The sequence below is a fragment of the Streptomyces sp. SID3212 genome, from assembly GCF_009865405.1.
GTDB lineage: Bacteria > Actinomycetota > Actinomycetes > Streptomycetales > Streptomycetaceae > Streptomyces.
In genome coordinates this window covers 1-9,617 of record NZ_WWJY01000590.1, presented here as the reverse complement: position 1 = coordinate 9,617, position 9,617 = coordinate 1, and the positions used below count along the sequence as shown (strand labels likewise).

Here is a 9,617-nt window from a genome sequence, read left to right as displayed (position 1 = left end):
GGTGCAGGCGACCCGAGACCGCCGCGCCGCGGACCGCGGTGTCACCGCCTGGGCCCGCGACAACGGCGCCGACCTGCGCGGCCTGGCCGGCCGGATCACCGCCCTCACGGACCTGCCGGTCTCCTCACAAGGCCTGGTCGAGGATTTGCACCAGGCCCTCGCGGACAACGACCCCTCGGCGCTCCTGGCCCCCCTCGCCGCCACGGGCCCGTCCCTCCGCCCCGGCCACCCCGAACTCGCGGACCAAGTCGACGCCCTCACCGACCACACCGACCGCCTGCACCGGGGCACCACCGGCCCCGCATAGCGCCCCCGCCCTCGCCGCCGCACCAATGGGCCGCAAGAACGACAAAGCCGACTGGGGGACACAGAGCCGGCCGACACCCGATTGTGCCCGGGCGGTGAGCGACCGTGCACGCGGTGTTGACGGTGTGGAGGGCGCTTGCACATCCTTGGCACGCACTGCCGCTGGTTGTCGAAGTCATGCCGACCCCCAGGAGGGGATGACCCATGCGCACGTTACCGACGATGGCTCTTGCAGGTGCCCTGCTCGCTCTCGGCTGCTCGCTCGCCGGAGCCGGCACCGCCGGGGCCGCCGGGGCCGGGAGCGCGCCGTCGGGCGCGGGCACGGCGCAGGGCGCGGCCAACCGCGTGCTCTGCTACCAGGCACACGTCGCGGGCGTCGGCTGGGAGAGTGGGTACTCCTGCAACGGAGTGACGTCGGGAACCACGGGCGAGGGCAGAGCCGTCGAAGCACTGCGCTTCATCACGGCCGGCATGTCCGGCCTGTGCGCGCGTGCGCACGTCTCCACGATCGGCTGGCAGTCCTGGGTCTGCGTCGACGACAGCGAGACCCTGGAGATCGGCACCACCGGCCAGTCGCTGCCGATCGAGGCCGTCGAGTTCCAGACCCAGGGCGGAAGCGTGGCGGCCAACGCGCACCTGAGCGGCTACGGCTGGCAGGGCTGGGTGGCGGGCGGCCGGATCACGGTCGGCACGACGGGTGCGAACCGGTCGATCGAGGCGATCATGGTCACCCCCTGACCCGGGCGACCCCGATTCTTCGAGTCTTTCGGCTCTCCGGCCGGCGGAACGGCGCGACGGGTCCGCCGGCCTGAGGCAGGCCGGCGGACCCGTCGCCCCGCTACTTCGCCTCGCTCTCGGCCGGCTCCTTGGTGAAGGCCGCCGCCGTGGTGCGCAGCGGCACCTCCTTGATGAAGAAGGCCAGGATGAAGGCGAACACCAACACCACGGCACCCACCAGGAACGCGACCGTGACCGCGTTCGTGAAGCCGACCCGGAAGGGGTGGGCGAGAACCGGGTCGAGGTGGTTGAGGAACGACGTGTTGTCGAGTGTGCCCGCCGAGCCGGAGGACGCCGACGTCAGTGTCTTGAGCTGGTCGGGGTGGGCCTTCGCGGCGGCCTGGAAGGCCGCTGTGCCGCGTGCGTCGGCGAAGGCGTCGCTGATCTTGCCGCCCACCACGGAGTAGACGATCGACAGGAACACGGCGACACCCGCCGTACCGCCCATCTGCCGGAAGAACGTGGTGGACGAGGTGGCCACGCCGATGTCACGCGGCGGTACGGCGTTCTGCATGGCCAGCACGATGGTCTGCATGTTCAGCCCGAGCCCGGCGCCGACCACGAACATCGAGACGTCCGTGTAGACGAGGCCGCTGTCGGCCGACAGCCGCCACAGCATGAGCATGCCGATGACGAGCAGTGCGCCGCCGATGATCGGGAAGATCTTGTACCGGCCGGTACGTGAGGTGATCTGACCCGCGACGACCGAGAGCGCCATGATGCCCAGCACCAGGGGGAGGGTCAGCAGACCCGCCTTGGTCGGGGAGTTGCCCTTGACGAGCTGGAGGTACAGCGGCAGCAGCGTGATGCCGCCGAACATGCCGATACCGATGATCGTCGACTGGGCGGCCCCGACGGCGAACACGCCGTTGCGGAAGAGCCGCATCGGCAGCAGCGCGTCGTCCCCGGCCCGGTGCTCGGCGACCAGGAAGCCGACGACGCCGAGCACGCCGATGACGTAACAGGCGAGCGAGGAGCCGGAACCCCAGCCCCACGTCCTGCCCTGTTCCGCGACGATCAGCAGCGGCACCAGCGCGACCACGAGCGCGATGGCGCCCGCGAAGTCGATGCGGTGCTCGCGCCGGTTGTGTTCCAGATGGAGGACCTTGGCCACCACGATCAGCGCCACGACGCCGATCGGGACGTTGATGAGGAAGATCCAGCGCCAGCCGTCGATGCCGAGCAGGGTGTCCTGGCCGGCCAGCGCGCCGCCGACGACCGGGCCGAGCACGCTGGACGTACCGAAGACGGCCATGAAGTAGCCCTGGTACTTCGCGCGTTCACGCGGCGCGATGATGTCGCCGATGATCGCGAAGGCGAGGGAGAACAGGCCGCCGGCGCCTATGCCCTGGAACGCGCGGAACCCGGCGAGCATGTACATCGAGGTGGAGAGGGTGCAGAGCGCCGAGCCGGTGATGAACACCGCGATGGCGAAGAGGAAGAAGGGCTTGCGCCCGTACTGGTCGGACAGCTTGCCGTACATCGGCGTGGCGATCGTCGACGTGATGAGGAACGCCGTGGTCACCCAGGCCTGGGCGGTCAGCCCGTCGAGGCTTTCACCGATCTTGTAGATCGCGGTCGAGACGACGGTCTGGTCCAGGGCCGCCAGGAACATCCCGAGCAGCAGGCCGGAGAGGATGACCATGATCTGCCGGTGGCTGTAACCGGTTCTGGGCGTCTCCCCCGTACCGACCGGGCCGATATCGGCGGACGCGGCGCTGGTGGAACTCATGCGGTGCTCTCCTCTCGGCCCGCCGCCGGGCCGAGGCCCTTCCAATCCTTGTCGGCGAGCACGTTCTTGTACGTTTCGAAGTCGTCGATGAATCGCACCAGCAGTGCGGCCAGCCGCTCACGGTCGTGGTCGTCCCATGCGTGGAGCATTTTCTCGAAGTGCACGTCACGCGACCGGGTCCGGTCGGCGACGGTGTGCCGGGCCTTGTCGGTGGCCACCAGGAGGCAGGCACGGCCGTCCTCGGCGTCGGCGCGCCTTTCGAGGAAGCCGTCACGTACGAGCTGGGCCACGTGACGGCTGACGGTGGAGGGATCGGACTGGACCAGCTCCGCCAGCCTCTTGACGCGCATGGGTCCGTTCTTGACGAGGGCGCCCATCACGATCTGGACCGACCAGTCGACGTCGTCGCGGGCGCGGTCCAGCAACTGGGCGCGCGTACGGATGAACATCCGCATGAGGCGGTCGACACCGTCGGCGAGCTGCCGGACGGTCTCACCGCTGCCGGACCCCTCGGACGACGAGCCGGGATCCCCTTCCTGGGGCGGATCGCCCACGCTCGCACCTCCCCTCACGTCAGCAACCAGTTGCGTGCATCACGCAACTATATCCTGTCCTGGCGGTGCCCCGACGCACCGCTGCCGGCCGTACGCCGGTGGGCACGCCTGGTGGGCGGCGCGTTCATGGGAGGCGGTGGTTCAGCCCGCGACGGTCACGCTGTGTTCAAGCAGGCCGCGAAGACGATGGTGTCGTCCTCCTGCTCGGCTCCGAATGCCGCCAGCAGGCTGTCGCACAGGTCTTCGGGGTCGGTCGGCCCGGCGAGCGCCGCGAGGCGCAGTGCGTCCAACCGCTCGGACAGATCGGTGTCGCGGGTCTCGATGAGCCCGTCGCTGATCATCAGGAGCCGACTGCCGGACGCCGTGTCGTGGACGGTGGCGGGGGGCTGCGGGAGGCCGATCCCGAGCAGCGGTCCGTGTTCGGAGAGGAAACCGGCCTCGCCGTCCGGCAAGATCAGCAGCGGTGGAAGGTGGCCGGCGTTGGCGACATGGATCCGCGCGTGGCCGGGTTCGACGAGGATGACGCACACCGTGGCCGTCCACCCCCGGTGATGGAGTCCCAGGAGGTGGTCGAGGCGTTCCAGCAGGACGTGCGGAGGGTGGGCCTCGGCGGCGTAGGCACGCAGGGCGTGACGCAGTTCGCCCATGACGATCGCGGCCTGGAGGGAGTGGCCGACGACATCGCCGACCGCCAGGAGGAGGCCCGCGGGGGTGGTGACGGCTTCGTAGAAGTCGCCGCCGATCTCCTTCTCGGCGGCGGCGGGCAGGTAACGCACCGCGAGCCGCGCGCCGGGCACTTCGGGCAGGTGTTCTGGCAGGAAGGTGCGCTGGAGGGTCAGGGCGAGCTGGTGTTCCTCCCCGTACAGAGCGACGACTCCGCGGTTGGTCTCTTCGAGTTCGGCGCTCAGCTCCGCGTACAGGGCCATGACGCCCTGGTTGGTCTCCACCAGTTCCGCGTTCAGGCCGGCGAGTTCGTCGCGCTGGGCCCGGGACTCCTCCAGGGCGGCCATGAGGTCCGCGGTCTGCGCCCGCAGGTCGTCCAGGGGGCCGGCGGCGGGCGCCTCTGCCCGCAGGGCCGCCCGGACGGCCTTCGCCGACGCTCTCGGGCCGGCGAACGCCGGCAGGGCGCAGCTCACCTCGATGCGGCGGCCCGGCGACTCGGAGTGGTAGCGGGTCTGGGGCAGCAGCCGCCCGACCGCGTCGAGGGACTCCGTGCTGGGGACCCGTTCGTCCGCCCAGATGAGATCGACCCGCAGCCGCAGCGACGCCTCGTCGAGCAGGAAGCAGGCCGTCATCGCCGTTTCGGGGCGCAACAGGTCGCGGCCCAGTTCGCTCAGCGCGGCGGCCAGCCGCACCTGGTCACGCGGTTCCAGGCCGGCGGCGACCGCAGCGGTCTTGGCCTGGCGGCGCAGCGCGAAGACGTCCTGTTCGGACACGAGCGAGACGCTCATCAAGGCGGTGGGCACGGTCACCAGAGCTCCTTGGCGACCACCACGCTGGCGTCGTCGCGGCGCGTGCCTGCCTGGCGCATGAGTCCGGTCGCCAGCACGGTGGCCCGATGGGTGAGCAGGCCGGACAGGTCGGCGGGGGTCCAGCGTTCCGTGAGCCCGTCGGAGTGCATGACCAGGGCGCCGTGGGCGGGCAGCGGGTGCTCGTACGTACGGGGCACGTGGGTCTGGTGACCCACGATGCCCGGATGGGACAGCAGATTGCTCCGGGTGGTCGCGGTGACCAGGGCCGCGGTGATGTTGCCGATCCCGCAGAACAGCAGTCGCCCGTTGTCCGGTTCGATGCGGGCCACCGCCACCGCGGCTCCGCGGGTACCGCGCAGGGCCCGGTGGATGTCCTGCATCGCCTGCTCGGGCAGGCGGCTGTCACTCGTACGGAAGGCCTGCACCGCCGCCTGGCCGGCCAGGGCGGCCATCGGACCATGCCCCAGCCCGTCGCAGAGCATGACCATGACGCCCTGGCCGGGGCCCGCGACCGCGGCGCGCACGGGCACCGTACGAGGCGATTCCCGGGGCCGGACCGGAGAGCGGGAGAGCCCGGTGGCGCGCGCCGGTGACGCGAGGCCGGTGAGGGCAGCCCAGCTGGTGGCGGAGGGGGGCGCGTGGCCGGCGTCGGGGACGGTCCGCGTACGGGCGCGGCCCCCGGTCTCTCCGGTGTCGCCCTCCGGGCGGTGGGGATCGACACGGGTCGCCCAGGCGTCCCCGCAGACCCGTTCGCCGCTGATGGGGCGGGTGAGGCCGCCCACGGCCGGCTCCCGGCCGCTCAGGTCGCGGGGCACGGGGCGGGGCCAGAACCGGGCGAGCTGAACCGTCCCGTGGCCGGGCCGGGAGTGGACGTCGAAGACGTCCGCGAGCCGCCCGATCGCTCCGAGCCCGATACCCAGGGTGCCGACGCTGGACACGCCGTCCAGCCGGGCCGCGGGCACGTCCGGCATCCCTGGCCCGTTGTCGACCACGACCACCTCCACCCCCGCGGTGTCCGCCGTGCGCACCGCGCGCAGCAGGAGCGACCCGTCGACGGAGTGCTTGGCCAGGTTGGTCACCAACTCCGCCACGGCGAGGCCCAGTTCGGCGGTGCGCCGCTCACCGAGTCCGGTGCGCCTGCCCAGCGCCGCCGCGGCGCCCCGTGCGCCGTCGGCCTGGTCGCGGAACCACGCGACGTCCTCGCAGTCGACGAGGAGGGGGCCGGTTCTCACCTGGCCCACTTGGTGATCGTGACGGTTGTCCCCTGCCCGGGGGCGCTGTCCAGGAGGAAGTCGTCGACCAGCCGCCGGGAGCCCGACAGCCCGAGGCCCATGCCGTTGCCGGAGGTCCAGCCGTCGGTCAGGGCCAGATCGATGTCCTCGATGCCGGGTCCGTGATCCACGAAGGCGACGCGCACGCCGCGCCGGCCCCGCTCGGAGACCAGAGCGGCTGTCATGGTGCCCCCGCCTCCGTAGATCAAGGTGTTACGGGCCAGTTCGCTCGCGGCCGTCACCAGTTTCGTCTGCTCGACCAGTGAGAGCCGGCACTCCTGCGCCAGCGTACGGACAAGCTGGCGCGCCAGTACGACACCGTCGTTGGCGGTGATCGACAGCTCCTGCTCGGTCACCGCAGGGCCTGGTCGGGATCTGCCGTCCCGTCAGCGGCCACCTCGGCGCCGTCGGGGCCGGTCCCGGCCCCGGAGTCCGGACGCTCCCGGGAACGTTCCAGCGCGCGCAGCCCCTTCTCCAGGGTCAGCGCGGTGGTCACCCCTCCCAGCGACAGACCCAGCTCGACCAGCGTGATCGCCACGGCCGGGCGCATACCCACCACGACGGTCTCCGCGTCGAGCATGCGCGAGATGGAGGCGATGGTGGACAGCATCCGGCCGACGAAGGAGTCGACGATCTCCACTGCGGTGATGTCGATCACCACACCGTGCGCCCCGGTCTCCACGACCTTCGCGGCCAGATCGTCCTGCAACAGCATGACGGCGTGGTCGTCCAGGTCGGTCTGGATCGACACCAGCAGTACCTGGCCGATGCGCAGGACCGGCACCCGCTCGCTCATCGGCTCAGCCCGTTCTTCCCGCCGGCGGACAGGGTGGTGCCCGAGCGGCGCAGCGCGTGCCGCAGGGCGTCGGCGAGCGTGGCCTTGGTGGTGATGTCGCCGAAGTCGATGCCCAGGGCCACGATGGTCTGCGCGATCTGGGGCCGGATGCCGGAGATGGTGCACTCCGCGCCCATCAGCCGGGCGGCCACGACCGTCTTCAGCAAGTGCTGGGCGACCTCGGTGTCCACCGCCGGGACACCGGTGATGTCGATGATGGCCTGCTCGGACCCCGTGTCGATCAGTGCCTGGAGCATCTTCTCCATCACGACCATCGTGCGCGCCGAGTCCAGGGTGCCCACCAGCGGAACGCCGATCACGCCGTCCCAGAGCTTGACCACGGGGGTGGACAGCTCCAGGAGCTGCTCGGCCTGGGCGCTGATCAGCTCCTCGCGCGCCTGCGTGTAGGTCTCGATCGTGAACAGCCCCAGGCTGTCCAGAAGACGGGACAGCTGGAGGTAGGCACGCAGATCCTTGCCATCACCGTCGGTGAGCGTCGGCTCCAGGACGTTCTTCAGCGCGAGGATGCTGACCGCCGTCTCCGACGGGGTGAAGCCCTGACGGGCCCGGTTGCGTGACAGCTCGGTGAGGAGCGCGCGTACTTCGCCGAACGCTTCGCCGTGAGCGTCCAGGCTCGCGTGGCCCAGAGCGGCCAGCAGAGCGGCGTACAGCTCACGCAGTTCCTGTTCGACCTCGCTACGGCTGACACGCCCACCCAGGGAGCCGGAAACCTCCGCCACCCAGTTCGCGGCGAAATCGTCGCCACCACCGGACAGCAGGGCCACCAGACGCCCCGTAACGTTTTCACCAGCCACAACGCACATCCTTGCTCGATACGAACACCTACAGGCCTCCCGAACACTAGGCCATCGGTAGTACTTCCCGGCACTGGCCTCACGATCTCCAGCCCCTGTCCGGCTGCCCCGGGGACCCGCCGCCCAACCAACTGGTCCCCGAACGACGGAAAGGCGGTACCGGATTTCTCCGATACCGCCTGCGACCTGCCGAAAAGCAAGTCGGGACGACAGGATTTGAACCTGCGACCCCTTGACCCCCAGTCAAGTGCGCTACCAAGCTGCGCCACGTCCCGAACCACGCTGACCTGGGGTTTCCCCTGGCCGAACGCGCATGAGAACAATACCGCACTCGGACCGGTGGTCACGAACCGCTTTTCCCGCGCGGCGGGCTTGACCTCAAGCTTGGTTGATGTTGGAGCGTTGGCCGCATGACGAAGACATCGAGCAGGACGTCCGGGAGCGCCCCGGCGCACGTCCTCGGGTATCAGGATCTGAACCGGCTGCTGGCCCTGATGACCGGCGACGAGAAACACGGGCCCGCCGCGACCTCCACCCTCGACACGCTCTGGGTGCTCTACGACCGCGTGCTGCGGGTCACGCCCGCGACCGCCGGCGCGCGTGACCGCGACCGCTTCCTGCTCTCGAAGGGGCACGGGCCCATGGCGTACTACGCCGTGCTCGCCGCCAAGGGGTTCCTCGACGAGGAGCTGCTCCCCGGGTTCGGTTCGTACGACTCGCCCCTCGGCCACCATCCCGACGGCACGCTGCTGCCCGGGGTCGAGATCGGCAGCGGCTCGCTCGGGCACGGGCTGCCGCTCGCCGTGGGGACGGCGCTCGGGCTGCGGGCTCAGGGTCTCACCGACCCCCGGGTGTGGGTGCTGATCGGTGACGCCGAGCTGGACGAGGGCAGCAACCACGAGGCCGTCGCCTTCGCGGGGCCCGCCGGGCTCGGGCAGCTCCACACCGTGGTGATCGACAACCGCTCCGCGAGCCACAGCCGGCCCGGCGGGATCGCCGCGCGGTTCGAGGCGGCCGGCTGGTCCGTACGGACGGTCGACGGCCGGGACCACGAGGCGTTGTACGGAGCCTTCACCGCACCGCACGACGGCGTTCCCCTGGCGGTCGTGGCCCAGGTGGAGCCCAAGTCATGAGCGTCGGCGAGTCCCTCCGTACAGAAATCACGGAAATCACGGACCCCTCACGAACTTCCGGAGTTGTTTCCATGGACACCATGCGGGAACGGTTCATCGCCACCACCTCCCGGCTGCTCGACGAGGACCCGCGCCTCGCCGTCGTGCTCGCCGAGATCAGCAGGGACGGCTTCACCCGGGCCGCGCGCCGCCATCCCGACCGGGTGATCAACGTCGGCATCCGCGAGCAGCTGCTGATCGGGGTGGGTGCCGGGCTCGCCCTCGCCGGGCTGCGGCCGGTCGTGCACACCTTCGCGAGCTTTCTGGTCGAACGGCCCTTCGAGCAGGTGAAGCTGGACTTCGGGCACCAGGGCGTGGGCGGTGTGCTGGTGAGCGCGGGTGGCTCGTACGACTGGCCGGCCGGTGGTCTCACCCATATGTCGCCGGGCGACGTGGCGCTCATGGACACCCTCGACGGCTGGCACATCCATGTCCCCGGCCATCCCGACGAGGCCGAGGCCCTGATCCGGCGCGCCGCCGCCGGGGACGGCCGCGACTACGTGCGGCTGTCCGAGCAGAGCAACGCCCGGCCGACGCCGCTCACCGGGCCGGGGTTCCGGACCGTGCGCGAGGGGCGCGGCGGGGTGGTGGTCGCCGTCGGGCCGATGCTGGACAACGTACTGGCGGCGACGGAGGGGCTGGACACGACCGTGCTGTACGCGACCACCGTGCGGCCCTTCGAC

Annotated in this window: 10 protein-coding genes, 1 tRNA gene and 1 pseudogene; 4 read left to right on the top strand and 8 right to left on the bottom strand. The window is 70.8% G+C overall.

The genetic code is table 11. The annotated features are described in order from the left end of the window. Both GT042_RS17770 and GT042_RS17765 read left to right on the top strand, forming a co-directional pair. Positions 1-307: pseudogene (locus tag GT042_RS17770) on the top strand (HSP18 transcriptional regulator); the annotation flags it as partial. Positions 308-528: 221 nt separating this feature from the next. After that, positions 529-1,044, top strand: coding sequence for a hypothetical protein (locus GT042_RS17765; protein ID WP_161309692.1), 516 nt, complete (start codon positions 529-531; stop codon positions 1,042-1,044). Positions 1,045-1,144: 100 nt separating this feature from the next. Here GT042_RS17765 and GT042_RS17760 read toward each other — a convergent pair whose 3' ends face one another. From GT042_RS17760 to GT042_RS17725, 8 genes are all read right to left on the bottom strand, one after another. Beyond that, complete coding sequence (locus tag GT042_RS17760; protein ID WP_345943815.1) at positions 1,145-2,815, bottom strand: MDR family MFS transporter; 1,671 nt, start codon at positions 2,813-2,815, stop codon at positions 1,145-1,147. Beyond that, positions 2,812-3,369, bottom strand: coding sequence for a MarR family transcriptional regulator (locus tag GT042_RS39165; RefSeq protein WP_161309691.1), 558 nt, complete (start codon positions 3,367-3,369; stop codon positions 2,812-2,814). The genes GT042_RS17760 and GT042_RS39165 overlap by 4 nt, the downstream gene beginning before the upstream one ends. 155 nt (positions 3,370-3,524) lie before the next feature. Next, entirely contained in the window at positions 3,525-4,841 is a 1,317-nt protein-coding gene (locus tag GT042_RS17750; protein WP_345943814.1) for a PP2C family protein-serine/threonine phosphatase, read from the bottom strand. Further along, the gene (locus tag GT042_RS17745) at positions 4,838-6,082 is read right to left on the bottom strand and encodes an ATP-binding SpoIIE family protein phosphatase (RefSeq protein ID WP_161309690.1); all 1,245 of its coding nucleotides are present in this window, start codon (positions 6,080-6,082) and stop codon (positions 4,838-4,840) included. The genes GT042_RS17750 and GT042_RS17745 overlap by 4 nt, the downstream gene beginning before the upstream one ends. Continuing rightward, positions 6,070-6,468 carry an anti-sigma regulatory factor gene (locus tag GT042_RS17740; protein WP_161309689.1) on the bottom strand — a complete coding sequence of 133 codons (399 nt, stop codon included), beginning with the start codon at positions 6,466-6,468 and terminating at the stop codon, positions 6,070-6,072. Before GT042_RS17740 ends, GT042_RS17745 begins: the two co-directional genes overlap by 13 nt. Further along, a complete protein-coding gene (locus GT042_RS17735) occupies positions 6,465-6,908 on the bottom strand; it encodes an STAS domain-containing protein (protein ID WP_161309688.1) in 444 nt (147 codons plus the stop codon). Before GT042_RS17735 ends, GT042_RS17740 begins: the two co-directional genes overlap by 4 nt. Continuing rightward, positions 6,905-7,762 (bottom strand): STAS domain-containing protein, encoded by an 858-nt coding sequence (locus GT042_RS17730; protein WP_345943813.1) that lies wholly within the window; start codon positions 7,760-7,762, stop codon positions 6,905-6,907. Before GT042_RS17730 ends, GT042_RS17735 begins: the two co-directional genes overlap by 4 nt. Before the next feature lie 201 nt (positions 7,763-7,963). Further along, a tRNA-Pro gene (locus tag GT042_RS17725) sits at positions 7,964-8,037 on the bottom strand. A gap of 135 nt (positions 8,038-8,172) precedes the next feature. Between GT042_RS17725 and GT042_RS17720 the strand changes: the two genes are divergently transcribed. Together GT042_RS17720 and GT042_RS17715 are read left to right on the top strand one after the other, a co-directional pair. Then, entirely contained in the window at positions 8,173-8,895 is a 723-nt protein-coding gene (locus GT042_RS17720) for a transketolase (protein ID WP_161309686.1), read from the top strand. A 71-nt stretch (positions 8,896-8,966) separates the two neighbouring features. Beyond that, on the top strand, positions 8,967-9,617 hold a 651-nt coding region (locus GT042_RS17715; RefSeq protein ID WP_161309685.1), incomplete at its 3' end, for a transketolase.

What these genes read in the sequence shown, in the direction of transcription:
- GT042_RS17765 (WP_161309692.1), top strand. Translation starts at nt 529, where the DNA reads ATGGCTCTTGCAGGTGCCCTGCTCGCTCTCGGCTGCTCGCTCGCCGGA.
- GT042_RS17735 (WP_161309688.1), bottom strand. Translation starts at nt 6,908, where the DNA reads ATGAGCGAGCGGGTGCCGGTCCTGCGCATCGGCCAGGTACTGCTGGTG.
- GT042_RS17720 (WP_161309686.1), top strand. Translation starts at nt 8,173, where the DNA reads ATGACGAAGACATCGAGCAGGACGTCCGGGAGCGCCCCGGCGCACGTC.
- GT042_RS17760 (WP_345943815.1), bottom strand. Translation starts at nt 2,815, where the DNA reads ATGAGTTCCACCAGCGCCGCGTCCGCCGATATCGGCCCGGTCGGTACG.